The sequence below is a fragment of the Phenylobacterium sp. genome (genome assembly GCF_030693405.1).
Lineage (GTDB): Bacteria > Pseudomonadota > Alphaproteobacteria > Caulobacterales > Caulobacteraceae > Phenylobacterium.
On sequence record NZ_JAUYAW010000021.1, the window covers coordinates 13,793 to 37,994 of the forward strand.

The window sequence follows — 24,202 nt, forward strand, 5'->3', positions numbered from 1 at the left end:
GGCTAGAAGCGCAGGGTGCGCGCTTCCTTGACGTGGGGCAGGGCCTGGATATTGGCCATCAGCTCATCGCTGGGGACCTGATCGACGCCGACCAGGGCGATGGCGTCGTCCCCGGCCGAGACGCGGCCGAGGTTGAAGGTGGCGATGTTGACGCCGGCCTCTGCCAGCATGACGCCGAGCGCGCCGATGAAGCCCGGCTTATCCTCGTTGTTGACGTAGAGCATGGTCGGGCCGAAGGGCGCGTCCAGATCCATGCCCTTGACCTCCACCACCCGCGGTGTGCCCGCCAGCACCGAGCCGGCGAAGGAGCGCTTGCCCTTCTCGGTAGTGACGGTGATGCGGATCAGGCTCTCATAGATGGGCGAGTCTTCCTGGTGGGATTCCGAGAGGGTGATGCCGCGCTCCTTGGCCACGGCCGGGGCCGAGACCATGTTGACCGCGTCGCCCAGCATGGGCCGCAGGACGCCGGCGAGCGCCGCGGCGGTCAGCGGCTTGGCGTTCAGCTTGGAGACCTCGCCCTCATAGGCGATGTCGATGGCCGCCACCCCGTAGTCGACCATCTGGCCCGCGAAGACGCCGAGCTTGCCGGCGAGCGCGATGAAGGGCGCCAGGCGCGGGGCTTCTTCGGCGGTGACCGAGGGCGAGTTCAGCGCATTGGTGACCGCGCCGGTGAGCAGATAGTCGCTCATCTGCTCGGCCACCTGCAGGGCGACGTTTTCCTGGGCCTCGTTGGTGGAGGCGCCCAGGTGCGGGGTGGCGATGAAGTTCTCGGCCCCGAACAGCACATTCTCCTTCGCCGGCTCCTCGACGAAGACGTCGAAGGCCGCGCCACCGATGTGTCCCTCGTCCAGCAGCTTGCGCAGGGCGGCTTCATCCACCAGGCCGCCGCGGGCGCAGTTGACGATCTTCACGCCCTTCTTGGTCTTGGCCAGGTTCTCGGCCGACAGGATGTTGCGGGTCTTGTCAGTGAGCGGAGTGTGCAGGGTGATGAAGTCGGCCCGGGCCAGCAGCTCGTCCAGCTCGACCTTCTCGACGCCCAGCTCCACGGCGCGCTCCGGCGACAGGAAGGGGTCATAGGCCACCACCTTCATCTTCAGGCCCAGCGCCCGGTCGGCGACGATGGAGCCGATATTGCCGGCCCCGATCAGGCCGAGCGTCTTGGCGTAGACCTCCACGCCCATGAAGCGGTTCTTCTCCCACTTGCCGGCCTGGGTGGAGACGTCGGCGGCGGGCAGTTGGCGGGCGAGCGCGAACATCATGGCGATGGCGTGCTCGGCCGTGGTGATCGAGTTGCCGAAGGGGGTGTTCATCACCACGATGCCGGCGGCGGTGGCCGCAGGGATGTCGACATTGTCGACCCCGATGCCGGCCCGGCCGATGACCTTCATGTTCTTGGCGGCGGCGATGACGTCCTTGTCGGCCTTGGTGGCCGAGCGGACGGCCAGGCCGTCATAGTCGCCGATGATCTGGAGGAGTTCGTCCTTGGTCAGGCCAGTCTTCACATCGGCGTCGACGCCGCGCTGTTTGAAGATCTCGATGGCGGCGGGGCTCAGCTTGTCAGCGATGAGGACGCGGGGCATGGGCGGTTCTCTTCATCAGAGCCCCTCCCCCTTGCGGGGAGGGGTTGGGGTGGGGGTGTTGGCGAGGGTTTAGGGTCCTGATTGGGGGGCGGCGTTTCACCCCCCTCCCAACCCTCCCCCGCATGGGGGGAGGGCTTTTGGGGGAATCAGGCGGCCTGCAGGTCGGCGGCTAGGGACTCAAAGGCCCAGTCGAGCCAGGGGGTCAGGGCCTCCAGGTCGGAGGTCTCCACCGTGGCGCCGCACCAGATGCGCAGGCCGGGAGGGGCGTCGCGATAGCCGCCGATGTCCAGGGCCACGCCTTCCTTCTCGAGGGTCGAGGCGAGCTTCTTGGCGAAATCGGCCTGGGCGGCCTCGTCCAGGGACGTGACCTTCGGATCGACGACCTTCAGGCACACCGAGGTGTTGGACCGGATGGCCGGATCGGCCGCCAGGAACTCGACCCAGGACGTCTTGTCCACCCAGCGGGCCAGGACATCGAGATTGGCGTCGGCGCGCCGGCGCATTTCGGCCAGGCCGCCAATGCGCTCGCCCCATTTCAGGGCGTCGATGGCGTCTTCCACACACAGCATGGAGGGCGTGTTGATGGTGGCGCCCTCGAAGATCTCGAGGTTCACCTTGCCGCCCTTGGTCATGCGGAACAGCTTGGGCATCGGCCAGGCCGGGGCGTAGCTCTCCAGGCGGGCGACGGCGCGGGGCGACAGGATCAGCACGCCGTGCGCGGCCTCGCCGCCGAGCGCCTTCTGCCAGGAGAAGGTCACCACATCGAGCTTGGTCCAGGGCAGGTCCTGCGCAAACGCCGCGCTGGTGGCGTCGCAGATGGTGACGCCCTCGCGGTCGTCGGCGATGAAGTCGCCGTTCGGGACCCGCACGCCCGAGGTGGTGCCGTTCCAGGTGAAGACCAGGTCGGCGTCCTTGCGCACCTTGGTCAGGTCCGGCAACTCGCCATAGGGGGCCGACAGGACCTCCGCCTCGATCTTCAGCTGCTTGGTCACGTCGGTGACCCAGTCCTTGCCGAAGCTCTCGAAGGCCAGCAGCTGCACGGGCCGCGCGCCCAGCATTGACCACATGGCCATCTCGACGGCGCCGGTGTCGGAACCGGGGACGATGCCGATCAGGAAGTCGTCGGGGACAGCCAGCACCTGGCGGGTGCGGTCGATGGCGTCCTTCAGCCGCGCCTTGCCCAGCTTGGAGCGGTGCGAGCGTCCGAGGACGGCGTTGGTCAGATTTTCGGGGGTCCATCCGGGGCGCTTGGCGCACGGGCCGGACGAAAACTCGGGGCGAGCCGGCCGCATGGCGGGCTTGGTATGGTCAGTCACTGCGATGTCTCCCATCCTTGCAGATGAGCAGCGCCCCGTTGGGAGGGCGTGGCCCGCCGCGCAGAAACGCTCATTTGCGCGTCAGGACAAGCAGTTTTTGCTGAATATTGTCTCAGGTGACCGCAGGCGGGGTCAAATCGACCTCGGCCTCCGCGCGCCGTCGCCGCCGGCTCGCCGCCAGGGTTCCGGCGGTCAGGCAGGCCAGAATCCCGAGGAAATCTATATTGTTGATGACGACATAGATGGCGTCATGCGCACGCTCCAGGACGAAGTAAGCCGCCTGAAGAGAGAATTGGACCGCCTGGAACAGCATGGCGCCGCCAAGCCAGAGGCTTGTGAAGCGTATAGCCAGCGCCAGAAAACCTAAGGCTAGGGCGCCTTCAAGAAGCATCCGACCGACAAGAAATGCTTCGTGCTGCCGTAGTCCATTCGAGTACGCGAAGAGGTCGCCGGCGGCGGTAACAACTGTGAGTGTGAGAATCAGGCCAGCCCCGAGGCGCTCAGCGGGGCCGCCACGGCGAAATGCAAAAGCGCACACGGTCAACAGCAGGGTCCAAAGGAGAACCCACGTCAGAATATAGATCGTGCCAGCAGCCATCGTTGCGCCTCTAACCGCAATTAGAGACGCAACGAAGTTAATCTATTGCAATCAGCCGACGTCCCGCATCGTGGGGACGGCCCGAACGGGTTCGAACGGCTTGTCAGGGCCGACCAGCTTGGTGCGGATGCCCAGGCGCAGCTTGGCCTCGTTCAGCTCGCCGTGCACGCCGACCATGGCGGTGCGGGCTTCACCCAGCGCCTTGATGGCGTCGATGAGCTTGGCGGCGGCCTCGTCGCCGAACACGGTGGAAACGCCCACATCCTTACGGGCCTTCAGCATTTCGGTCATCAGCTCGGTGGCTTCGACCAGGGCCGCATCGACAGATTCTTCCGTCGCAAACAGCTTGTTGGCGACACGCTGGGCGACAAACGCCTTTTCCATGGGGGCATCCCTCCTGGGGGTTAACGGAATGTTAACAAGCTAAACCAAAAGTTAACGCCCGTCCGCCCTTGCAACTGTGACAAGTTCACGCAGAGGTTGCGTTCGCGTCTCGCGCGAGTCCCGGAAGCGAATGATTAGGACTATTCCCCTAAGACGGGCGATTGACCCTCCCAGGAGCTCGCCCCGAACTTGGTCAAGGACCGCCCCTCCGACCCTGCCGGCGCCCGGCATGAGGCGACCTTCCACGCGAAGGTCGCCGGCGTGGCGCTGGTCACGACGGTCGTGGTCCTGCTGGCGGCCTGCGCCACCTTTATGCTCCAGCAGTGGGCCGTGGCCCGCGAACAGGCCCGGTCCAGCTACCAGGCCCTGGCGGTCGTCACCGCAGATCTCGCCGCGCCCGCCGTGGCCCGCGGCGATCTCGACGCCGCAGGCGCCGCGGTGGGGGCGCTCAGCCGCGACCCGAGGATTTCCAGTGTCCGCCTGACCGACGCCCAGGGCGCGGTGCTGGCCCAGTTCACCGCCCCGGGAGCGGCCCCGGACTCCGTCCTGGCGGTGACCCACCGCCTGAGCTGGGATGGCCGCATGATCGGCGAACTCAGCGTCCGGGCCCGTCCGCCGCAGCTGATGGGCATGCTGCCGCAGTTCGCCGCCCTCACCGGCGCCCTCTTCTTTGGCGGAGTCGGGGTGGCCCTCTTCCTGTCCCGCAGCCTGGCCAGCCAGGTCATCGCCCCGGTCCAGGGCCTGTCGGAGGCCATGCGCCGGGTGGCGGCCAGCGGCCAGTTCACGCCGGTGAGCCTCACGGCCCGGGATGATCTGTTCGGCAGCCTCGCGGTCAGCTTCAACCATCTGCTGGCGCGCCTGGACGCCCGCGAGCGGGACCTGAACAAGACCCTGGACGAGCTGGTCGAGGCTCGGGACGCGGCCAATGCGGCCAATGTGCTGAAGTCCCAGTTCCTGGCCAATATGAGCCACGAGATCCGCACCCCCCTGAACGGGGTCCTGGCCATGGCCGACGTCATGGCCATGGACCGCCTGCCGGCCGCCCAACGCGGGCGGCTGGAGGTGATCCGTCAGTCCGGCGGCCTGCTGCTCACCGTCATCAACGACGTCCTGGATATCTCCAAGATCGAAGCCGGCAAGCTGACCCTGGTGGAGGAGGACTTCGACCTGGAGACCGTGGCGGCCACCGCCCGGGCGAGCTATGGCGTCCTGGCCGAAAGCCGCGGCCTCGCCTTCTCTGTGGAGATCGATGAGAGCGCCCGGGGGCCGTGGCGGGGCGATCCCAACCGGATCCGCCAGATCCTCGGCAACCTGCTCTCCAACGCCGTCAAGTTCACCCTGACCGGCTCGGTCTCGGCCCGCTTCCTGGCCGATCCCCTGGGGGGGCTCATCCTCACCGTCCACGACACCGGCGTCGGCGTGCCCGCGGGCAAGCTGCCGCTGTTGTTCGAGAAGTTCACCCAGGCCGACTCCACCGCCACCCGCCGCTTCGGCGGCACCGGCCTTGGCCTGTCCATCTGCCGGGAACTGACCCAGATGATGGGCGGCGAGATTCACGCCCGCAGCCGCGAGGGCGAAGGCTCCCTGTTCGAGGTCCGTCTGCCCCTGGCCCGCGGGCTGGCCGACACTGCGCCTGTCGCAAGCGAAACCTCTGCCCCATCGGCCAAGGTGTCGGGAGACATGGATGACGGCGCCGCCGAAGCCGCTCCCGATCAGGGCGATGGACGGCCGCTGCGCATCCTGGCGGCGGAGGACAACCCCACCAATCAGCAGGTCCTGTCGGCGGTGATGGGCTCCCTGGGTCTGGAGGTCGACATTGTCGGCGACGGGGCCGCGGCCGTGGCCGCCTGGACCGACGGCGCCTATGACATGATCCTGATGGATATCCAGATGCCGGTGATGGACGGCATCGCCGCGGCCCGGGAAATCCGTACGCAGGAGGGGCTGACCCATCGGCCTCGCACGCCCATCGTCGCCCTGACCGCCAACGCCCTGTCCCATCAGGTCAGCGACTATCTGGCCGCCGGCATGGACGACCACGTGGCCAAGCCCATCGAGATCGCCAAGCTCTATGAGACCATCTGCACGGTGATGAGCCGGGCCGACGAGGCGGCCGCCCAGGTCGCCTGAACCACCCCAATAAGGTGAACCGGGGACAACCGGGCGCTCAGACGGCGGTCAGCGCCACCATGGCTTTCTCTCCTCGACGCCGCCGATCGCGGCTGACCTGCACCGAGGAGTTAGCCCCATGAAGACCCTGCTGATCGCCCTGACCGCCGGCGCCGCCCTGACCGCCGGCCTCGCCACCGCCGCCGCCGCCGCCCCCGGCGGCTATGGGCCCCCCAATCACGCCCCGGCCTATGGCGCGCCGCAGCACGGCGGACAGCACTACGGCCCGCCCCGCGGCCCCGCCTTCCAGCCGGCCTGGATCTCCATCGCCCAGCGCAAGGCCAATCTCGAACGCCGGATCGACATGGGTCAGCGCAACGGCAGCCTCAGCCGCAACGAGGCTTTCCGTCTGCGCGCCGAGTTCAATGACCTCCAGCGTCTGGAGCACCACTATCGCCGGGGCGGCCTGACCAGCTGGGAGATGGCCGACCTGGACCGCCGGATGGATCGCCTGAGCGCCCGCATCTATGTGGAGCGCCGGGACGATGACCGCCGCTATGGCCAGGGCTATGGGCCCGGCTATCGCCGCTAACGGATCGATCGGCTGCTTGACGGGCCGGGGCGCAAGCTCCGGCCCGCTTCGCGTTGAGACCTACAGTCTCAGCCGGCTCTCGATGACGCTGACCGCCTGGCCGCGCAGGATCACCCGATCACCGGTCAGTTCGCAGTCCAGGTCGCCGCCCCGCCCGGGATAGGCCTGGTGGAAGGCCAGCCGTGCGCGGCCGAGCTTCTGCGCGAAGATCGGGCTCAACATGCAATGCAGCGAGCCCGTGGCGGGGTCTTCAGGGATTCCGGAGCCCGGGGCGAAGAAGCGGCTGACCACGTCATGGGGCTGGCCCCCGGCGAGGGCGCTCACCCCGACATTGCCGCGGCCCTGGGTGGCGGCGCTGGAAATGACCTTCAGGGCGGCCAGGTCAGGGTTCGCCCCGCGCACGGCGGCCTCGTCCTTGAGGATCGCCACCAGGAACGGCCCCGCCCAGACCTCATCCGGTTCGACCCCCAGGGCCTCGGCGAGCCCCGCTGGCGTCTCCACCTTACGAACCGGCGAGGCGGGAAAGTCCATGGCGTAGGCGCCGTCCTCTCTAGACACGATCAGCGGCCCCGACAGGGTCTCGAAGGTCACGGCCTCCGTCGCCAGGCCAAGTTCGGCGAACAGGGCGTGGGCGCTGGCCAGGGTGGCGTGGCCGCAGAGCGGCACCTCCAGGGTCGGCGTAAACCAGCGCAGTCCGAACCTGTCAGACGCTGTGGTGTGCAGGAGGAAGGCGGTCTCGGCCTGGTTGTTCTCCGCCGCCAGGGCCTGCATCCAGGTGTCGGCCGGCCAGGCGTCCAGGGGCTCGACCACACAGGCCGGATTGCCCCGGAACGGGGCCGAAGCGAAGGCGTCTATGGTCCACTGGCGCATGGCGGGGCTCGCGACTGAGATGTGCGACCCCATTATGCCCAGTCCGCCGCGCCATCAAGGCAAGGCTTGCCCTGCGCCTTAAGGCTTCAGGGTCAGTTCCGGCCAGCGGGTCTGGGCGGCGGCGGCGGTGCGGGCGAAGCCTCGCGTCTCCCGCAGCGGATTGGGAACCAGCCGCAGGGCGAACAGATCGGCCAGCCCGAAGGGGGCGAAGATGCGCAAGGTCCCATCGGGCTCCAGCCGCGCGCCGACGGCGAACATGGTGGTGGTGAACCGGGTCAGGGCCTCGGCGCTGGAGCTCAAGGGGGCGTAGGGTTCGCCGAACCGGTCTTCGAACCACAGGTGCACCCGGGCCTGGTTGCGCACCTCCACCAGGGTGTCCAGGGGCGGGGGATAGGCCGCCGCCGCCCGGCGGATGACCTCATCCTCGGCCGCGTAGCTGAGGTCGCCCCCGTCGAAATAGCCGAGGTCGTAGTCCTTCAGCCCGTAGTCGGGGTCTCGGCCGGTCAGGTGGTTGACCGCCTTCTGATAGATGGCCCCGGAAAAGATCATCCAGTCGGGCAGGGCCAGATCCCGGGCCGTCTCCATCACCCCCATCAGGCTGGGCGCGCCCCGCAGGATGGCCGCCAGCCGTTGCTCCAGCTCGGGCTCGGCGCTCATCGGCGCAGGGTCCAGCCGTGGTCCAGGGGGCCGTGTCCCTGGCCGAGCCCAGGCGCGCTGGCCATGGCCTCCTGCACATAGGCCCAGGCCTGCGCCACGGCGGTGGAGAGTTCCAGTCCCTGGGCCAGACCGGTCGCGCAGGCCGAGGCCAGGGTGCAGCCGGTGCCGTGGGTGTGGCGGGTCTCCTGGCGGTCGGTCTCGAAGATGGTGTCCCCGGTCGGCGTCATCAGCAGGTCCACCACCCGCTCGCCGCTCACATGGCCCCCCTTCATCAGGACGGCCCGGGCGCCGAGTTGGAGCAGAGCCTCCCCGGCCCGGCGCTGGTCGTCCAGACTGTCCACCGAAAGGCCGGTCAGGGCGGCGGCTTCCGGCGCGTTGGGGGTGAGCAGGGCGGCCCTCGGGATCATCAGGCTACGCACCGCGGCGATGGCGTCGTCAGCCAGCAGGGCCGCGCCGCCCTTGGCGACCATGACCGGATCGATCACCGCGGGAATGGCCTGCGCCTCGTCCAGCAGGGCGGCGACGGCCTCGACCATGGCCACGTCGCCCAGCATGCCGGTCTTGATGGCGTCGGCGCCGATATCGCTCAGCACCGCGCGGGCCTGGGCCTGGACGATGTCGACCGGAATGGGATGGACGCCGGTGACGCCCAGCGTGTTCTGCACCGTCACCGCGGTGATCGCCGTGGCGCCATAGCCGCCCAGGGCGAGCACGGTCTTGAGGTCGGCCTGGATGCCGGCCCCGCCGCCGGAATCGGAGCCGGCGATGATCAGGACCCGGCCGAGGGGAAGAGCTGAACTGGTCATGGCCGCTTCTTCCACATCCTTGATCGCCTGACGAGGGGGCCTGGCGCCTTGCTCACAGCCCGCGCTCGGGCGAGGGTCGCCCCCATGACACAGCTCGCCAAGATCGCCCTGGTCACCGGCGCCGGTTCGGGCATCGGCCGGGCCTGCGCGCTCGCCCTGCACGGCGCCGGCTTCAAGCTCGCTCTGACCGGACGCCGGGCCGAAGCGCTTCAGGCCACGGCGGCGGACCTGCCGCCCGCCGATGTGCTGATCCATCCCGCAGATGTCTCCGACGAGGGTCAGGTGGCGGCCCTGTTCGAGGCGGCTCACGCCAGGTTCGGCCGGCTGGACCTGTTGTTCAACAATGCAGGCACAGGCGCGCCGCCGGTCCCCCTTGAGGACCTGTCGCTCAAGGCGTGGCGCCGGGTGGTGGACGTCAATCTCACCGGCGCCTTCCTCTGCACCCAGGCGGCCTTCCGGCTGATGAAGGCGCAGGATCCCCAAGGCGGGCGGATCATCAACAACGGCTCCATCTCGGCCCATGCGCCGCGGCCGCGCTCCGTGGCCTATACCGCCACCAAGCACGCAATCACCGGCCTGACCAAATCCACCAGCCTGGATGGCCGGGCCTATGGCATCGCCTGCGGCCAGATCGACATCGGCAACGCCGCCACCGAGATGACCGCAGCCATGGCCGGCGGGGTCCCGCAGGCCGATGGGAGCCTGAAACCCGAGCCGATGATGGACGTGACCGCCGTGGCCCAGGCGGTGGTCTTCATGGCCGGCCTGCCGCTTGAGGCCAATGTCCAGTTCATGACCGTCATGGCCACCCAGATGCCCTTTATCGGCCGTGGCTGACGCCCGCGCCGCGAAGGTGGAGGTGTTCCGGGACTATTTCGGTCTGCAGCTCACCTTCGCCGAAACCCTCGCGGCCCGCCGCGGCCTTTCCCTGTCGGAAGCCGTCCGCGGCTTCACTAACCTGCATCGCCGCCTGGGACTGGGGGATGTATCCGACGCCCTGCATGGCCCGGAATGGCGCCGCTACGCCGAGGGCCTGGAGCGCCAGCCGGACCGCGCGGCCCGCCTCGACTGGACGATGGAGGTTCTGGCCGCCGCCCCGGACGAACCGCCCCAGCCGGACAAGGTCCGCTTCGGCTGTTTCAGTTATGATCCGCCCGAGGTCGGGACGGTTCGAATCCACTTCAACAACCACGACAGCCAGGACGGCGCAGGTCCTCTGGCCCGGCGCAAGATCGAGGCCCGGCGTTCGGAGCTGACACGGATGTTGGCCCACCTGAGGCGGACGGCGCCGGAGGCCGAGACCCTGTCCGGCGCGTCCTGGCTCTATCACCTGGAGGCCTATCGCCGCCTGTTTCCCGCCGCCTACATCGCCTCAGCCAGGGAAGCGGGCGAGGTGGGCCTGACCGGAACGTCAAGCTGGGGCCAGTTCCTCACCCATACGGGCGCGGTCAGGGACGATCTGCGCCAGGCCTTCCTGGGGCGGATGGCGGACCTCGATCCCCAGGCCCCCTGGCTCGCCTTTCCCTTGCGACCCTTGCGGGTCTCTTCGCCCCTGTCGGCGTTCTACGACCACTTCGGTCTCAGCTAGGATGGCCGCGCGTCCCTGATCGCCGCCCAGACGTCCAGGGCCTGGGCCGTCTCGCCCACATCATGGATCCGCAGCGCGGCGACGCCGGCCTCGGCCCCGGCCAGGGCGGCGGCGATGGAGCCCGGCGCGCGGGCGTCCGGCGCGTCTGCGGCCGGGTGCAGGGCGGCGATGAACCGCTTGCGACTGGCGCCCAGCAGGACCGGGAAGCCCAGGGCGCAGATCCTGTCCAGATGGGCGAGCAGGGTCAGGTTGTGGTCCAGGCTCTTGCCAAAGCCGATCCCAGGATCGAGCCAGATCTTCTCCCGCGCCACGCCGGCGGCCAGGGCGGCGTCCGCCCGCGCCAGCAGGAAGGCGCAGACCTCGGCGATGACGTCATCGTAGCGGGGGGCGGCCTGCATGGTGCGCGGCTCGCCCTGCATGTGCATAAGCACCACCTGGCAGCCGAGTTCCGCAGCCACATCGGGCGCCTGAGGGGCGTAGCGCAGGGCGGTGACGTCGTTCCAGATGGTCGCGCCCGCCGCCATGGCCGCCCGGGCCACGTCGGGCTTCATGGTGTCCACTGACAGGGGCGGGGCGCCGTCCCTGGCCAGGGCGGCGATGACGGGGACGACCCTGGCGATCTCCGCCTCGACCGGGACAGGATCGGCGCCAGGCCGGGTGGATTCCCCGCCCAGATCGAGGATGTCCGCCCCCTGGGCGATCAGCCGCCGCGCCTGGGCCAGGGCGGCCGGGGCGCCGTCATAAAGCCCGCCGTCGGAAAAGCTGTCCGGCGTCAGGTTCAGTATGCCCATTAAGGCGGGGCGTCGGGGCGGGCGGATCAGGGCGAACCTCCAGGCCTTCTCGCAGGCGCTCAGCGCCCAATCGGTTATCCCACAAGGGGGCAGGGCGCCAATCCCGAGGGCGCCGGGGGCGAAATGCTGCGACTGCTCACATCGGGCGCCGGAAGCCTGTCACACCTTGGCCTTATGGTGTGAGGAGGGATGGCCAACCAAGCACCTGGGATGCACGCCCGTGATCATCAACCCGATACGCCACCTGCGGCGCCGCAAGCGTCTGCAGACCGAGGCTGAGGAAGAGGCGGCCTATCTGCGCCGCCGCTTTGGCGCCGACGCCCATGGTGCGGCTCTGGAAAAACTGCAGCGTTCCGACCTGACCAGCTGGGGGCGCCAGGTGGTGGCCGAAGCCGCCCGACGCCTGGAGCAGAGCTGAACTCCATACAGGCGTCGGACGTGATGGGTCAGGCCGGTTCCGGGCCCGGCCGCGGCGAAATCGGCACGGCGACGGTGGGACCCAGCGCCCGGTGGCTCTCCGGCTCCTCGCGCTTGGGCATGACGCCCTGGATCACATTGATGATCTCGTCGCCCGACAGGGTTTCGTATTCCAGCAGGGCCTGGGCGATCTTGTGCAGTTCGTCGATCTTCTCGGTCAGGATCCGGCGCGCCTCGTCAAAGGCGTGCTGGACCAGGGCCTTGACCTCCTGGTCGATGATCCGGGCGGTCTCTTCCGAGACGTTCTGGGTCCGCGACACCGAGTGGCCGAGGAAGACCTCGTCCTGGTTCTCGCCATAGGAGACGACGCCCAGCTTGTCGGAGAAGCCCCACTTGGTGACCATGGCCCGGGCCAGGCGGGTGGCTTGGTCGATGTCGGACGAGGCGCCCGAGGTGATCTTGTCCTTGCCGAAGATCAGCTCCTCAGCCATCCGGCCGCCCATCAGGATGACCAGGCGCGAGGTCATCTGCTCATAGGACATAGAGAGCTGGTCCCGCTCGGGCAGCTGCATGACCATGCCGAGCGCACGACCGCGGGGGATGATGGTGGCCTTGTGCACCGGATCGGTGGCCGGCACGTTCAGGGCCAGCAGGGCGTGGCCGCCCTCGTGATAGGCGGTCAGGCGCTTCTCATCGTCGGTCATGGCCATGGACTTGCGCTCGGCGCCCATCATGACCCGGTCCTTGGCGTCCTCGAAGTCCCGCTGGGTGACCATGCGGCGGTTCTTCCGCGCGGCCATCAGGGCGGCTTCGTTGACCAGATTGGCCAGGTCCGCGCCGGAGAAGCCCGGCGTGCCGCGGGCGATGGTCTTGACCTCTACGTCGGCGGCCAGCGGCACATTCTTCATGTGGACGCGCAGGATACGCTCGCGGCCGTTGATGTCGGGATTGGGCACCACGACCTGGCGGTCGAAACGGCCGGGCCGCAGCAGGGCCGGGTCCAGCACGTCGGGACGGTTGGTCGAGGCGATGACGATGATGGCCTCGGACGGGTCGAAGCCGTCCATCTCCACCAGCAGCTGGTTCAGGGTCTGCTCGCGCTCGTCATTGCCGCCGCCGAGCCCGGCGCCACGATGGCGGCCCACGGCGTCGATCTCGTCGATGAAGATGATGCAGGGCGCGTTCTTCTTGGCCTGCTCGAACATGTCGCGCACCCGGCTGGCGCCGACGCCGACGAACATTTCCACGAAGTCCGAACCGGAGATGTAGAAGAAGGGCACGCCGGCCTCGCCGGCCACGGCGCGACCGAGCAAGGTCTTACCCGTGCCCGGAGGGCCGACCATCAGGGCGCCCTTGGGGATCTTGCCGCCCAGGCGCTGGAACTTCTGCGGGTCCTTCAGGAAGTCGACGATCTCGGTCAGCTCTTCCTTGGCCTCGTCGACGCCGGCCACGTCGTCAAACGTGACCCGGTTCTTGTTCTCGGTGAGCATCTTGGCCTTGGACTTGCCAAAGCCCATGGCGCCGCGGGCCCCGCCCTGCATCTGGCGCATGAAGAAGATCCACACCCCGATCAGCAGCAGGATGGGCAGGCTCTGCAGAATGAAGCCCACCAGGGTGAAGCCGCCGGCCGGCTTGACCGCGATGTCGGCGTTCTGGGCCTCCAGCCGCTTGACCAGCTCTTCCTGATTGTTCGGCGTGACCGCCGTGAAGGCCTGGCCCTCGGCGTTGCGCACCTCGACGGCCGAGCCGCGGATGACGGCTGAGGCCACCTGACCGGAATCGATCTGGTCGAGCAGCTGCGAGTAGGTGATCTCGCGCGAATTGGCCGCCTGGCCGCCGCCGCTCATCATGCTGTAGAGGCCGATCAGGACGACGACGATGACGCCCCAGATCGCCATATTGCGCATGTTCATGGTGCTTTTGATCCGTCTCGGGAAAACTCGGGTTCAGACCCTAAGATAGGATGGCCTGACCGGTTTCACCAGCAAGGGGCGGGCCAGAGTGACCGCAGGTCGCGGTCTGGACGTAGATTCTTTGGGCGATCAAAACGAGAAAGGCCGCGCAGGCAGGCTGCGCGGCCAAAAATCTCTGGAAGCTCTCGACGTCCCGCCGAGGCGGAGACGCTGGCGTCCCCTAGCGGGCGCGCGGCTTGGGAGCCGCGATCAGGCCTTCGCGCTGGGCGCGCTTGCGGGCCAGCTTGCGGGCGCGACGGACGGCTTCGGCCTTCTGGCGCGCGCGCTTTTCCGAGGGCTTCTCGTAATGGACGTGGCGCTTCATCTCGCGGAACGAGCCTTCGCGCTGCATCTTCTTCTTCAGGGCCTTGAGGGCCTGGTCGACATTGTTGTCGCGGACGAAAATCTGAACCAGGGGACTCTCTCCTGCCTACCTGAATGTTGCGCCACCCGGCGCACATGGCGGTGGCGGTGAAACAAAAATACCAAATGGCCCCGTAAGCGACCGCTCCGGAGCCGAGGGCGGCGAAATAGCAGAAGGCTTGGCCCATGTCCACGGAAGACGCAGGCTTTCGGCGAGGTTAGACTGGGGCCATGTCAGACGCCGCTTCATCTTCCTCTCCCGATCCCGACGCCTGGGCCCGCCAGGTCGAGGACCAGGTGCTGTCCCTGGCCCTGCCCCATGTGGCGCAGATGGGCTGGAGCCCCCTGCTTCTGGCCTGCGCCGGGGCCGAGGCTGGCCTCTCCAGGGGCGAGATCGAGCTTTTGTTTCCCAATGGGGCGGCGGACCTGGCGGCCCTGCTGGGCCGCCGGCATGACCGGGAGACCCTGGCGATCCTGGCCGACATCGATCCCCAGGCCCTGAAGATCCGCGAGCGCATCCGCCTGGCGGTGGAGACGCGCCTGGACGCCGCCGCCCAGGACGAGGCGGTCGCCCGTCGCTGGAGCGGCTTCCTCGCCCTGCCGCAGAACCTGCCCCTGGCCAGCCGTCTCCTGTGGGACAGCGCCGACCAGCTCTGGCGCTGGGCCGGCGACACCGCCACCGATGAGAACCACTATTCAAAGCGCGCCATCCTGTCGGGGATTCTCTCGGCGGCGCTCGCCATCCGCGTCGCCTCTGGCCGCGGCGCGTCGATGGACTTCGTCGACGCCCGCATCGCCAATGTGATGAGCTTCGAAAAGTGGAAGGCCACGACCAAGCTGCGCCCGTCCGAAGCCCTCAAGACCTTCGCCCAGACCCTTGGCCGCATGCGTTACGGCTGAGGCGCCTTGCGTCCTTCGAGGCTCGCTATCGCTCGCGCCTCAGGATGAGGCAGGTGGGTTGAGGCCTCTCAGTCCGTCCTCATCCTGAGGCGCCCGAAGGGCCTCGAAGGACGAGGGCCGTCGCGCCGCCTATAGCCCCGACAGCCGGTTGATATGGCCCATCTTGCGGCCGGGCTTGGCCTCGCGCTTGCCGTAGAGGTGCAGGCGGGTCTCCGGCTCGGCGGCCAACTTCGCCCAGGTCTCGGCTTCGTCACCTAGCAGGTTGAGCATCTCCACATGGGCCCGGGCCTGCGTGGGGCCCAGCGGCCAGCCGGCCACGGCGCGGATGTGCTGCTCGAACTGACAGACCTCGCAGCCGTCCTGGGTCCAGTGGCCGGTATTATGCACCCGGGGCGCAATCTCATTGGCCAGCAGACGGCCGTCCGCCAGCTCGAACAGCTCGATGCCGATGACCCCCACATAGTCCAGCCGGGTCAGGATCTGGGCGGCGATCCGCTCGGCCTGGTCCGCCAGGTCGGGACTGGCCGGCGCAGGCGCTACGGTGCGGCGCAGGATGCCCCCCTCATGGTGGTTCTCGCCAAGGGGATAGATGGCCAATTCGCCGTCGCGGCCCCGGGCGGCGATCACCGACAGTTCGCGGACGAAATCGGCCGGGGCCTCCAGAATGCAGGGCACGCCCCCGAGAGCCTCGAACACCTTGGCGGCGTCGGCCGCATGCTCGACCCAGGTCTGGCCCTTGCCGTCATAGCCTTCGCGGCGGGTCTTCATCAGGGACGGAACGCCGATGCGCGCGGCGGCCTCCAGGGCGTCCTCGCCGCTGTCCACCTGGGCGAAGGCCACGGTGCGGACGCCGGCCTCGTTGAGGAAGGACTTCTCCGCCACCCGGTCCTGGGCCACGGCCAGGGCCAGGCCGCTGGGCGCCACCGGCGCGCCCAGGGCCTTCAGTCGCTCGACGGCGGCGGCCGGCACATTTTCGAACTCATAGGTGATGACGTCGCAGAGATCGGCCAGGCGGGCCAGGCCGTCAGGGTCGTCAAAGGGGGCGATCACCGTCTCGCGGGCGACCCGGCTGGCCGGGGCGTCCAGCTCCGGCGTCAGGATGACTACGTCGAAGCCCAGGCGGGCGGCGGCCAGCGCCAGCATCCGACCCAGCTGTCCGCCGCCCAGAATGCCGATGGTCGCGCCCGGCGCGAGAGGCAGGCCTGGCGTCATCAGTCTTCCACCGTCTCGGCCACGGCGTCGGCCAGGCTCTGGGCGAAGGCGGTCAGGCGTTCGGCGAGAGCGGGATCGCCCAGCGCCAGGATGCGGGCGGCGAGAATGCCGGCGTTCTTGGCGCCGGCCTCGCCGATGGCCAGGGTCGCCACGGGAATGCCGCCGGGCATCTGCACGATGGAGAGCAAGCTATCCATCCCCTTCAGGGCCTTGGACTCCACCGGCACGCCCAGCACCGGCAGCTCGGTCATGGAGGCGGCCATGCCCGGCAGGTGGGCCGCGCCCCCGGCGCCGGCGATGATCACCTTGTAGCCCGCCGCCTTGGCGGTGGTGGCGAACTCATAGAGCCGCTGGGGCGTGCGGTGGGCCGAGACCACCTTGGCCTCCCAGGCCACGCCGAGCGCGTCGAGCTGTTCGGCGGCGCACCGCATGGTCGGCCAGTCGGAGCGGCTGCCCATGATGATGGCGACGGGCGGGCGACCGCCTGGGCCGGCGGGGTTGGAACTGGCCATCGGACGGCCCCCTTGATGGGAAAGGCGCGGAGTATAGGCGCCGCCTTTGCGCCCGCAACCGATCACCGGTACGATTCTTATGGTTAAGGCTGGATGTGATTCCCTCACCATGAAGATCACGGGTGCGCGCACCGAACCCTTTGCGGCCATCCGCAAGCGGGCCCTGGCCCAGGCCGGCGCCCAGAGCTCTGCGGCCCGGGCCCTGCCGGCGGACAAGGCCGGCTTCCTCGGCGTGACCGAGGCCGAGATGACGCCCGCCGTCCGCGGCGCCCTTCAGACCCTGCTGACCGAGATCGACGACCTGCGCGGCGAGGTGGCCCGACTGAAGGCCAAGCTCACGGAGGTGGAGGGCCTGGCTGACCGGGACGCCCTGACCCCGGTGCTCAATCGCCGGGCCTTCATGCGCGAACTAGCCCGGGTGCAGACCTTCTCCCGCCGCTACGCCTCGCCGGCCAGCCTGGTCTATTTCGACCTGGACGATTTCAAGAGCGTCAATGATCGCTTCGGCCATGCGGCCGGCGACGCCGTGCTCAAGGCCGTGGCCGAGCGGCTGACTGGCCTGGTGCGCGACAGCGACATTGTCGGGCGCATGGGCGGGGACGAGTTCGCCGTGGTGCTGGTCCAGGCCACCGCCCTGACCGCCCAGGCCAAGGCCGAGGCCCTGGCGAGGACTCTGGAACAGGCGCCTATCCAGTTCGGCGACTGGTCGGCGCCCCTGCATCTGTCCTACGGGGTCTGCGAAATCCCCCATGACGGCGAGCCCGAGGCCATCGTCGCCCAGGCGGACGCGGCCATGTTCATCCGCAAGCGCGAGCGCCAGACCGGCTGATGGCCTGGACTCGCACCTACGAAGAGGCCGAGCCCCAGCGGGTCAACCGCTGGCTGGCCCAGAGCGGCGTCTGCTCCCGCCGTGAGGCCGAGGCCCTGATCGCCGCCGGCCAGGTCTCCATCGACGGGGAGACCGTCTCCGATCCTGGCCGCAAGATCGAGCGCGGCCAGACCCTCACCCTGGATGACGGGGCTCAGGCGAGGCTCGAGGGCCAGATGACGGTGATCATCAACAAGCCCGTCGGCTATGTCTCGGCCCAGCCGGAGCCGGGCCAGATCCCCGCGGCCCGCCTGCTGACCCGCCAGGGTCTCTGGGGAGAGGCCGCCGAAATCCCCGCCGCCGACCGCAGCCTGGCGCCGGTGGGACGCCTCGACCTGGACAGCCGCGGCCTGCTGATCCTGTCGGAGGACGGGGTGGTGACCAAGGCGGTGATCGGCCCGGACTCCCTGATGGAGAAGGAATATCTGGTCCGGGTGCGCGGCGACATTTCAGAGTCCGTCCTGGCCCGCCTGCGCCACGGGCTCGAACTGGACGGCCGCCAGTTGAAACCCGCCAAGGTCACCCTGGCCGGCGACCAGCGCCTGCGCTTCATCCTGACCGAGGGCCGCAATCGCCAGATCCGGCGGATGTGCGACCTGGTGGGGCTGTCGATCATCGATCTCTACCGCCTGCGGATCGGGCCCTTAAAGGTCGGCGACCTGCCGGAGGGCCGCTGGCGGCCGATCACGGCCCGCGAACGCGAAGCCCTGATCACGCCGGGCTTCAGCCCCAAGCCCGTCCGCCGCCGCTGAGCCTCAGGCCAGGGCCCGGGCGAGCGCCGCGCGGCTGTCCCGGGCGGCCGTCTGGCTGACGCTCGCCTCCGGCGCCCACTGGAAGCCGTGGAAGGCGCCCGGATAGACGTGCAACTCCACCGGAACCCCGGCCCGCAGTAGCCGCTGGGCGTAGGCAAGATCCTCCTCCAGGAACAGGTCCAGGGCGCCGGTGGCGATGAAGGTCGGCGGCAGGCCTGAGACGTCCGTGGCCCGGGCGGCCGCCGCATAGGGGGAGACCCCGTCCACGCCAGGCTCATGCCCCAGCAGGGCCCGCCAGCCAAAGGTGTTGGCCTGGGGCGTCCAGACGAAGGCGCCGGCATAGGGGTGCGGAGCGGCGCTGACGCAGGTGCGGTCATCGATCATCGGATAGATCAGGTGCTGGAAGGCTAGGCGATAGTCCCCCCGGTCCCGGGCCAGCAGCGCCAGCCCCGCCGCCAGGCCGCCGCCGGCGCTTTCCCCCATCAGGCCGATCCGCCCGCGATCGATCCCCAGGGTTTCGGCGTTGGCGAAGATCCAGGCGAGCGCCGCGTAGCAGTCCTCCACCGGACCGGGGAAGGGCGTCTCCGGCGCCAGCCGGTATTCCACCGAGACGATGCAGCAGGCGAGGTCAGCGGCCAGGGGCCGATGGACCGCCTCGTTGTCGGCCGCCGCGCCGGCGACATAGCCGCCCCCGTGGATATGCAGGATGCAGGGCAGCGGCCCCGCAACGTCCTTGGGGTGATAGACCAGCACCTCGACCTCTGGCGCGCCAGCGGGTCCAGGAATCGTCCGCCGCTCCAGGCTGGTGCGAGCCAGGTCCTCGGGCCGCACCTGAAAGCGAGCCGGCCGGCCGCGCATCAGGGGCAGGATCTCCTCCGTCAGGTCAAAGGCCGGGAAGGTGTCGAGCAGGGGCAACAGCTCCGGATCGACCAGGTCTCGGTTGGCGGCCCTGTCCATGTCTCGTCCCCTTGGCGATTTTCCGAAAGCTTGGCAGGCGCCGCGCGCTCTAGGAAGCCTGGACGCAGGGGAAACCTAGACCTTTCCGAGCTTGCGGATGGCCGGGGCCAGGGGCTTTTCGCCTTGCGCATAGTCCGCCCAGGCCTCCGCTTTCTTCAACAGGTCCGGCACGGTGCGCAGGGTGAAGCGCATGGGATCGAGGCCCTTGCGCACCTGGCCCCAGGTAAGTGGCATGGAGACCCCGGCGCCTTCCCGGGCCCGAGGGGACAGGGGCGCCACGGCGGTCGCCATCCGGGCGTTGCGCAGATAGTCGACGAAAATCTTTCCCTCGCGCTTGGCCTTGGACATCACCGCCACATAGCGCTTGGGCTCTTCGGCGGCCATCTGGCGGGCCACGTCGTGGGCGAAGGCCTTGGCCATGTCCCAGGTGAGCCCGCGCTCTTTGGCCAGCGGGGTCACCACATGCAGCCCCTTGCCGCCGGTGGTCTTGCAGAAGGCTACCAGACCCAGCGCCTCCAGCCGGTCCTTCACGTCCCTGGCCGCAGCCACCACGTCGTCGAAATCGAGGCCAGGACCAGGGTCCAGGTCGAACACTAGCCGCCCGGGGGTCTCCGCATCGCCCTCTCGGCAGTTCCAGGGGTGCAGTTCGATGGCCCCCATCTGGGCGAGCGCCGCCAGGGCTTCGACCCGGTCGATCTGCAGATAGGGCTGCTTGTCGCCGGCCACGTCCACCTGCTCGATCAGGTGCGAGGCGCCCTTGCCCGCATGGCGCTGGAAAAAGCTCTGGCCGCCGATACCGTCGGGCGCGCGGATCACCGAGCAGGGCCGGCCGCGGATGTGATCGATCATCCAGGGACCGACGGCCTCGAAATAGCGGGCGAGATCGGCCTTGGTCAGGGGGGCGTCGGTGTCGGCGGACCTCGGCCAGAGCGCCTTGTCGGGGCTGGAGACCGTCACCCCCATCACCACTACGGCGCCGGCGGGCCGGGCCTTGCCACCCGTCTTTGCCCCTGAGGACTTGGCCGCCGCAGGCTTCGGCTGGGCGAGCTCCACCTCTTCCACCGGGGCGGGCTTTTCGGCCTCCACCTCGCTGGCCGGCTTGTCGGCGCGCAGGCCCTTGAAGGAGCCCTGGCGGACCATGCCCTCGCCGGTCCAGCCGGCGAATTCGATCTCGGCCACAAGCTCGGGCCTGGCCCAGTTGATGTCGCCAACCTTGCGCGGGGCGCCGGGTCCGGTGAACGGGTTTTTGTCGGCGGCCTGGGCCTCAAGCTTCGGCAGGACGCGCCCCACCACCGCGGCGCCAAAACCCGTGCCGACCCGGCCCACATAGACCAGGTGGTCGCCGCGATGGACCCCCACCAGCAGGGAGCGCAGCTGACCCTTGGCCCCGGTCCAGCCGCCGATCACCACCTCGTGGCCAGCCCGGCATTTGGACTTGGTCCAGTCCTGGCTGCGCCCGGAGCGATAGGGGCCGTCCATCCGCTTGGAGATCACCCCCTCCAGGGACAGCCGACAGGCCGACTGCAGGACCGCGTCGCCCGCAGTCTCGAAGTGCTCCACATAGCGGATCTGCCCGGCCAGAGGCTTGGCGCGCCGCTCCAGCACCGCCTTGAGCCTGGTCTTGCGCTCCCGCAGGGGCAGGTTGCGCAGATCCTCGCCCTCCAGAAACAGGGCGTCGAAGGCGAAGAAGATCAGGTCCTCGCTCTCGCCGTCCGCCAGGGCCGCCTGCAGGGCGGGAAAGTCCGGAGCGCCGTTGTCGTCCAGCGCCACGGCCTCCCCGTCATAGATCCCATCGGGCAGGGCGGCGGCGTGGTCGGCGATGGCCTGGAACTTCCCGGTCCAGTCCAGGCCCTTGCGGGTCTTCAAGACGGCCTTGCCGTCCTTGACCCGCAGTTGCAGGCGATAGCCGTCGAACTTGATTTCATGAGCCCACCCTGTCCCCTGCGGTGGCCGGTCCACCGACTTGCAGAGCTGGGGCTCGATGAAGCCGGGCAGGGCGGCGCTCTTGATTTCGGCGGGCTTGGCGGTCTTCGCCTTCGTCGGGGTCTTGGCCTTGGACGCCTTGGCGGGCTCGCCCTTGGGGCGGGTCTCCCAGACGTCGTCGGCCGCTGCGGCGGCCTTGGCCTTGCCGCGCATGAAGGGCTTGGGCCCCTTGCCGGTCCCGGCTGTGATGGCGTCCATGGCCCGGCCCGAGGCGATGGAGGTGTCGGCGGTCTGCAGCAGGTCGTCGCCCTCAACGGCGGCCGCGTCCCGGTGCTTGATCAGCAGCCAGTTCTCCCGCTTGCCGCCAGTCCGGTCGCGTTTCATCCGCACCAGAACCCAGCTTCCGTGCAGGCGCTCCCCCTCCAGCACGAATTTCAGCTCGCCCTTCTTCAGGGCCTCTTCGGGCTCAAAGCCCGGCTCCGGCGCCCAATAGCCCCGGTCCCACAGCATGACCGACCCGCCGCCATACTCGCCCTTGGGGATGATCCCTTCGAAGTCGCCATAGCCCAGCGGGTGGTCCTCGGTGGCCACGGCCAGGCGCTTGTCGGCGGGATCGCGAGACGGCCCCCGCGTCACCGCCCAGGACTTGAACACGCCGTCCAGCTCCAGGCGGAAGTCGTAGTGCAGGCGGGTGGCCGCATGTTTCTGGATGACGAAACGCAGCCGTTTGGAGGGCGTGACCCCATCAGCGCCCGACGGCTCGGCCGTCTTGGCGAAGTCGCGCATCTCCTGATAGCGCGCCAGCTTCTCCGCCATGGAACGATCCCTCTCGTCAGCTGGCCAGGGCGGACGCCTCCTGGACCGGGTCCTCGCCGGCCAGGGCGCCGACAAAGGCGTCGCGCCAGGCGCCCACATCCTCGCCCCGGACATTGTCGAACAAAGCGCGCCAGCGCTCGATTCGCTCCGCCAGCGGCATGGTCAGGGCGCGCTTCAGGGCCTCGGAGATTTCTTCAGGGCTGTTGGGGTTGACGATCAGGGCCGCGGGCATCTGGTTGGCGGCGCCAGCGAACCGCGACAGGATCAGCACGCCGGGATCGGCGGGATCCTGGGCGGCCACATACTCCTTGGCCACCAGGTTCATGCCATCCCGCAGGGGCGTCACCAGTCCCACCTTCGCCGCACGGTACAGCCCGGCCAGCTCATCCCGACGATAGTTGCGGTTCACGCAGCGCAAGGGGTTCCAGTCCAGGTCGGCGTGCTCACCATTGATGCGACCCGACAGGGCGTCAAGCCGGCCGCGGATCTCCTGGTAGGAGTTGACTGACTCCCGGCTCACCGGCGCCACCTGCACCATCAGCACCTCGCGGCGCAGGTCGGGATTGTCGGCCAGGAACCGTTCGAAGCCGAGGAAGCGCTCTTCCAGCCCCTTGGAATAGTCCAGTCGGTCGACGCCGACGATAAGCTTGCGAAACACCGTATGGGCGGCCATCCGGTCATAGGTCAGCCGCGCCCGGTCCGAGGTCACCATCTCGGCGAAGTCGTTTGCGTCGACCCCGATGGGGAAGGCGCCGGTCTGCACCGTGCGGCCAAAGGCCTTCAGCCGGTCGGGCCCCAGCACCTCGCCGCCGGCCTCGGCCAGGACGTATTCCTGAAAGGCGGTGACATATTCCGGGGTCTGGAAGCCCACCAGATCATATTCGAACAGGGCCTCCACCAGGGCCCCGTGGCTCGGCAGGGTGACCATCAGCTGGTGGGCCGGCCAGGGAATATGCAGGAAGAAACCGATGCGGTTCTTCACCCCCAGACGCCGCAGCTCCCGGGCCATGGGGATCAGGTGGTAGTCGTGGACCCAGATCAGGTCGTCGGGCTCGATCAGGGGCCGCAGGGTCTCGGCGAACCGACGGTTCACCCGCTGATAGCCCTCGTCGAAGGTGCGGTCATAGGCCGTCAGATCGACCCGATAGTGGAACAGGGGCCACAGGGTCTTGTTGGCGTAGCCGTTGTAATATTCGTCATAGTCGCTCTGCTCGAGATCGACCGTGGCCACCGTGACGCCCTCGATCCGGCGCATGGCCAGCTGGCCGGTGAACATGGGCGTGGTTCGCCCGCTCCAGCCGAACCAGATGCCGGAATACTCCCGCAGGGCCGCCGCCAGCGCCATGGCCAGGCCGCCGACGCTCTCTTCGCCCTTGCCCCCAGGGGGATTCACCCGGTTGGAAACGACGATCAGGCGACTCATAGGGGGGCCTCCAGCCAGTCCAGTACGGCGTTCACATCCTCCAACCGATGGGTGGCCGCACTGTTCCGCGCAGGCCCCACCAGCACGCCTGTCCCGCCCAGGCGGCGAGCCGCGGCGAAGGCCGGCTCGTCGGTCAGATCATCGCCCACGAAGATCGGTCGCTTTCCCTGGAACGGCGGCATGTCCATGAAGTCGGCCAGGGAATCTCCCTTGTCCGGGCCAGGGGTGCGCAGCTCCACCACCATGTGGCCGGGCTGGAGGGTCAGGCCTGTGCGGCCCGCCCAGTCCCGGGCCAGCGCCTGGACGACCGCCCCCTGGCCGGGCGCCTGGCGATAGTGCAGGGCGACGCTGAGGCCCTTGGCCTCCACCAGCAGGCCCGGCGCCTGGGTCGCAAGTTGCTGGAAGGCGGCGGTCGCTTCGGTCAGGCCGGGATGGGGCTCAGGGGCGTGGTTGCGTCCGTCCGGTGCGCGTCGGTCCAGGCCATGGACGGCGGCCACGGGGCGCACAGCGCGGTCAAGAATGTGATCGATCTCGGCCAGGGTCCGGCCCGACAGGATCGCCACCCGGCCCTCCATCCGTCGGACCAGCTCTTCCAGGATGGCCGTGCGGCGCGGCTCAGGCCCCACGTCCTGTGGCCTTGCCACAATGGGGGCCAGGGTGCCGTCCAGGTCCAGAAACAGGGCGCTGCCCGCCAGATCCAGGACCGGCGGCGCAAGGTCGGTCGGTGTGGGGTCTATGATGCTCATGTCGTGGAATCGCCCCTTCGTCGGCGCAGAACGCCTGTGGGGGCCGTTGGCTCCTAATTTCGGGCGCCTT

24 protein-coding genes are annotated in these 24,202 nt (G+C 68.9%); 8 read left to right on the top strand and 16 right to left on the bottom strand.

The features are described from left to right. Positions 1-2 precede the first annotated feature (2 nt). The 4 genes from serA to Q8N19_RS04185 form a co-directional block, all read right to left on the bottom strand. Entirely contained in the window at positions 3-1,580 is a 1,578-nt protein-coding gene (gene serA, locus Q8N19_RS04170) for a phosphoglycerate dehydrogenase (protein ID WP_305588369.1), read from the bottom strand. Between the two features lie 146 nt (positions 1,581-1,726). Beyond that, the gene (locus Q8N19_RS04175; RefSeq protein WP_305588370.1) at positions 1,727-2,911 is read right to left on the bottom strand and encodes a phosphoserine transaminase; all 1,185 of its coding nucleotides are present in this window, start codon (positions 2,909-2,911) and stop codon (positions 1,727-1,729) included. Positions 2,912-3,008: 97 nt separating this feature from the next. Then, positions 3,009-3,494 carry a hypothetical protein gene (locus tag Q8N19_RS04180; protein ID WP_305588371.1) on the bottom strand — a complete coding sequence of 162 codons (486 nt, stop codon included), beginning with the start codon at positions 3,492-3,494 and terminating at the stop codon, positions 3,009-3,011. Positions 3,495-3,545: 51 nt separating this feature from the next. Beyond that, the gene (locus Q8N19_RS04185) at positions 3,546-3,878 is read right to left on the bottom strand and encodes a hypothetical protein (protein WP_305588372.1); all 333 of its coding nucleotides are present in this window, start codon (positions 3,876-3,878) and stop codon (positions 3,546-3,548) included. 189 nt (positions 3,879-4,067) lie between these two features. Between Q8N19_RS04185 and Q8N19_RS04190 the strand changes: the two genes are divergently transcribed. After that, positions 4,068-6,008, top strand: a complete 1,941-nt coding sequence (locus Q8N19_RS04190; RefSeq protein ID WP_305588373.1) for an ATP-binding protein — start codon at positions 4,068-4,070, stop codon at positions 6,006-6,008. 118 nt (positions 6,009-6,126) lie between these two features. Beyond that, positions 6,127-6,579 (top strand): hypothetical protein, encoded by a 453-nt coding sequence (locus Q8N19_RS04195; protein WP_305588374.1) that lies wholly within the window; start codon positions 6,127-6,129, stop codon positions 6,577-6,579. 60 nt (positions 6,580-6,639) lie between these two features. Here the strand turns inward: Q8N19_RS04195 and Q8N19_RS04200 are convergent, their stop codons facing one another. From Q8N19_RS04200 to thiD, 3 genes are all read right to left on the bottom strand, one after another. Next, positions 6,640-7,449, bottom strand: coding sequence for a PhzF family phenazine biosynthesis protein (locus Q8N19_RS04200; RefSeq protein WP_305588375.1), 810 nt, complete (start codon positions 7,447-7,449; stop codon positions 6,640-6,642). A 78-nt stretch (positions 7,450-7,527) separates the two neighbouring features. Beyond that, on the bottom strand, positions 7,528-8,106 hold the full coding sequence (locus tag Q8N19_RS04205) for a nucleotidyltransferase family protein (RefSeq protein ID WP_305588376.1): 579 nt from the start codon (positions 8,104-8,106) through the stop codon (positions 7,528-7,530). Further along, a complete protein-coding gene (gene thiD, locus Q8N19_RS04210; protein WP_305588377.1) occupies positions 8,103-8,912 on the bottom strand; it encodes a bifunctional hydroxymethylpyrimidine kinase/phosphomethylpyrimidine kinase in 810 nt (269 codons plus the stop codon). The genes Q8N19_RS04205 and thiD overlap by 4 nt, the downstream gene beginning before the upstream one ends. A gap of 84 nt (positions 8,913-8,996) precedes the next feature. Between thiD and Q8N19_RS04215 the strand changes: the two genes are divergently transcribed. Further along, positions 8,997-9,749, top strand: coding sequence for an SDR family oxidoreductase (locus Q8N19_RS04215; protein WP_305588378.1), 753 nt, complete (start codon positions 8,997-8,999; stop codon positions 9,747-9,749). Then, entirely contained in the window at positions 9,742-10,500 is a 759-nt protein-coding gene (locus tag Q8N19_RS04220) for a hypothetical protein (protein WP_305588379.1), read from the top strand. Before Q8N19_RS04215 ends, Q8N19_RS04220 begins: the two co-directional genes overlap by 8 nt. Here the strand turns inward: Q8N19_RS04220 and folP are convergent. Next, positions 10,497-11,291 carry a dihydropteroate synthase gene (folP, locus tag Q8N19_RS04225; protein WP_305588380.1) on the bottom strand — a complete coding sequence of 265 codons (795 nt, stop codon included), beginning with the start codon at positions 11,289-11,291 and terminating at the stop codon, positions 10,497-10,499. The genes Q8N19_RS04220 and folP overlap by 4 nt on opposite strands. A 220-nt stretch (positions 11,292-11,511) precedes the next feature. Between folP and Q8N19_RS04230 the strand changes: the two genes are divergently transcribed. Then, positions 11,512-11,709, top strand: a complete 198-nt coding sequence (locus tag Q8N19_RS04230) for a hypothetical protein (RefSeq protein ID WP_305588381.1) — start codon at positions 11,512-11,514, stop codon at positions 11,707-11,709. Between the two features lie 28 nt (positions 11,710-11,737). On the opposite strand, the gene ftsH is transcribed toward Q8N19_RS04230, so the two are convergent. Further along, on the bottom strand, positions 11,738-13,621 hold the full coding sequence (ftsH, locus tag Q8N19_RS04235; protein ID WP_305588382.1) for an ATP-dependent zinc metalloprotease FtsH: 1,884 nt from the start codon (positions 13,619-13,621) through the stop codon (positions 11,738-11,740). A gap of 220 nt (positions 13,622-13,841) precedes the next feature. Beyond that, positions 13,842-14,075 (bottom strand): 30S ribosomal protein S21, encoded by a 234-nt coding sequence (rpsU, locus tag Q8N19_RS04240; protein WP_300574753.1) that lies wholly within the window; start codon positions 14,073-14,075, stop codon positions 13,842-13,844. Positions 14,076-14,254: 179 nt separating this feature from the next. Here rpsU and Q8N19_RS04245 point away from each other — a divergent pair, with 179 nt between their 5' ends. Next, on the top strand, positions 14,255-14,923 hold the full coding sequence (locus Q8N19_RS04245) for a COQ9 family protein (RefSeq protein WP_305588383.1): 669 nt from the start codon (positions 14,255-14,257) through the stop codon (positions 14,921-14,923). Between the two features lie 129 nt (positions 14,924-15,052). Here the strand turns inward: Q8N19_RS04245 and Q8N19_RS04250 are convergent, their stop codons facing one another. Continuing rightward, positions 15,053-16,135 (bottom strand): 5-(carboxyamino)imidazole ribonucleotide synthase, encoded by a 1,083-nt coding sequence (locus Q8N19_RS04250; RefSeq protein WP_305588384.1) that lies wholly within the window; start codon positions 16,133-16,135, stop codon positions 15,053-15,055. Next, positions 16,135-16,647, bottom strand: a complete 513-nt coding sequence (purE, locus tag Q8N19_RS04255) for a 5-(carboxyamino)imidazole ribonucleotide mutase (RefSeq protein WP_305588385.1) — start codon at positions 16,645-16,647, stop codon at positions 16,135-16,137. Before purE ends, Q8N19_RS04250 begins: the two co-directional genes overlap by 1 nt. Positions 16,648-16,756: 109 nt before the next feature. Here purE and Q8N19_RS04260 point away from each other — a divergent pair, with 109 nt between their 5' ends. Together Q8N19_RS04260 and Q8N19_RS04265 are read left to right on the top strand one after the other, a co-directional pair. Further along, positions 16,757-17,476, top strand: coding sequence for a GGDEF domain-containing protein (locus tag Q8N19_RS04260; protein WP_305588386.1), 720 nt, complete (start codon positions 16,757-16,759; stop codon positions 17,474-17,476). Then, positions 17,476-18,267, top strand: coding sequence for a pseudouridine synthase (locus Q8N19_RS04265; RefSeq protein ID WP_305588387.1), 792 nt, complete (start codon positions 17,476-17,478; stop codon positions 18,265-18,267). The genes Q8N19_RS04260 and Q8N19_RS04265 overlap by 1 nt, the downstream gene beginning before the upstream one ends. 3 nt (positions 18,268-18,270) lie before the next feature. Here the strand turns inward: Q8N19_RS04265 and Q8N19_RS04270 are convergent, their stop codons facing one another. The 4 genes from Q8N19_RS04270 to otsB all read right to left on the bottom strand — a co-directional run bounded on the left by Q8N19_RS04270 (position 18,271) and on the right by otsB (position 24,132). After that, the gene (locus Q8N19_RS04270) at positions 18,271-19,224 is read right to left on the bottom strand and encodes an alpha/beta hydrolase (RefSeq protein WP_305588388.1); all 954 of its coding nucleotides are present in this window, start codon (positions 19,222-19,224) and stop codon (positions 18,271-18,273) included. A gap of 75 nt (positions 19,225-19,299) precedes the next feature. Further along, on the bottom strand, positions 19,300-21,963 hold the full coding sequence (gene ligD, locus Q8N19_RS04275) for a DNA ligase D (RefSeq protein WP_305588389.1): 2,664 nt from the start codon (positions 21,961-21,963) through the stop codon (positions 19,300-19,302). Positions 21,964-21,979: 16 nt separating this feature from the next. Next, positions 21,980-23,386: an alpha,alpha-trehalose-phosphate synthase (UDP-forming) gene (gene otsA, locus Q8N19_RS04280; protein ID WP_305588390.1), complete on the bottom strand. Its 1,407-nt coding sequence runs from the start codon at positions 23,384-23,386 to the stop codon at positions 21,980-21,982. Beyond that, positions 23,383-24,132: a trehalose-phosphatase gene (gene otsB / locus Q8N19_RS04285; protein WP_305588391.1), complete on the bottom strand. Its 750-nt coding sequence runs from the start codon at positions 24,130-24,132 to the stop codon at positions 23,383-23,385. The genes otsA and otsB overlap by 4 nt, the downstream gene beginning before the upstream one ends. Between the last annotated feature and the right edge of the window lie 70 nt (positions 24,133-24,202).

Bases quoted from the DNA above. Each gene is read 5' to 3' on its own strand.
- Q8N19_RS04260 (WP_305588386.1), top strand. From the start codon at position 16,757: ATGAAGATCACGGGTGCGCGCACCGAACCCTTTGCGGCCATCCGCAAG.
- thiD (WP_305588377.1), bottom strand. From the start codon at position 8,912: ATGACCAGTTCAGCTCTTCCCCTCGGCCGGGTCCTGATCATCGCCGGC.
- Q8N19_RS04250 (WP_305588384.1), bottom strand. From the start codon at position 16,135: ATGACGCCAGGCCTGCCTCTCGCGCCGGGCGCGACCATCGGCATTCTG.
- Q8N19_RS04270 (WP_305588388.1), bottom strand. From the start codon at position 19,224: ATGGACAGGGCCGCCAACCGAGACCTGGTCGATCCGGAGCTGTTGCCC.
- otsB (WP_305588391.1), bottom strand. From the start codon at position 24,132: ATGAGCATCATAGACCCCACACCGACCGACCTTGCGCCGCCGGTCCTG.
- ftsH (WP_305588382.1), bottom strand. From the start codon at position 13,621: ATGAACATGCGCAATATGGCGATCTGGGGCGTCATCGTCGTCGTCCTG.
- Q8N19_RS04185 (WP_305588372.1), bottom strand. From the start codon at position 3,878: ATGGAAAAGGCGTTTGTCGCCCAGCGTGTCGCCAACAAGCTGTTTGCG.
- Q8N19_RS04175 (WP_305588370.1), bottom strand. From the start codon at position 2,911: ATGGGAGACATCGCAGTGACTGACCATACCAAGCCCGCCATGCGGCCG.
- otsA (WP_305588390.1), bottom strand. From the start codon at position 23,386: ATGAGTCGCCTGATCGTCGTTTCCAACCGGGTGAATCCCCCTGGGGGC.
- serA (WP_305588369.1), bottom strand. From the start codon at position 1,580: ATGCCCCGCGTCCTCATCGCTGACAAGCTGAGCCCCGCCGCCATCGAG.
- ligD (WP_305588389.1), bottom strand. From the start codon at position 21,963: ATGGCGGAGAAGCTGGCGCGCTATCAGGAGATGCGCGACTTCGCCAAG.
- Q8N19_RS04180 (WP_305588371.1), bottom strand. From the start codon at position 3,494: ATGGCTGCTGGCACGATCTATATTCTGACGTGGGTTCTCCTTTGGACC.
- Q8N19_RS04265 (WP_305588387.1), top strand. From the start codon at position 17,476: ATGGCCTGGACTCGCACCTACGAAGAGGCCGAGCCCCAGCGGGTCAAC.
- purE (WP_305588385.1), bottom strand. From the start codon at position 16,647: ATGGCCAGTTCCAACCCCGCCGGCCCAGGCGGTCGCCCGCCCGTCGCC.
- folP (WP_305588380.1), bottom strand. From the start codon at position 11,291: ATGGGCATACTGAACCTGACGCCGGACAGCTTTTCCGACGGCGGGCTT.
- Q8N19_RS04215 (WP_305588378.1), top strand. From the start codon at position 8,997: ATGACACAGCTCGCCAAGATCGCCCTGGTCACCGGCGCCGGTTCGGGC.
- Q8N19_RS04245 (WP_305588383.1), top strand. From the start codon at position 14,255: ATGTCAGACGCCGCTTCATCTTCCTCTCCCGATCCCGACGCCTGGGCC.
- Q8N19_RS04205 (WP_305588376.1), bottom strand. From the start codon at position 8,106: ATGAGCGCCGAGCCCGAGCTGGAGCAACGGCTGGCGGCCATCCTGCGG.
- Q8N19_RS04195 (WP_305588374.1), top strand. From the start codon at position 6,127: ATGAAGACCCTGCTGATCGCCCTGACCGCCGGCGCCGCCCTGACCGCC.
- Q8N19_RS04200 (WP_305588375.1), bottom strand. From the start codon at position 7,449: ATGCGCCAGTGGACCATAGACGCCTTCGCTTCGGCCCCGTTCCGGGGC.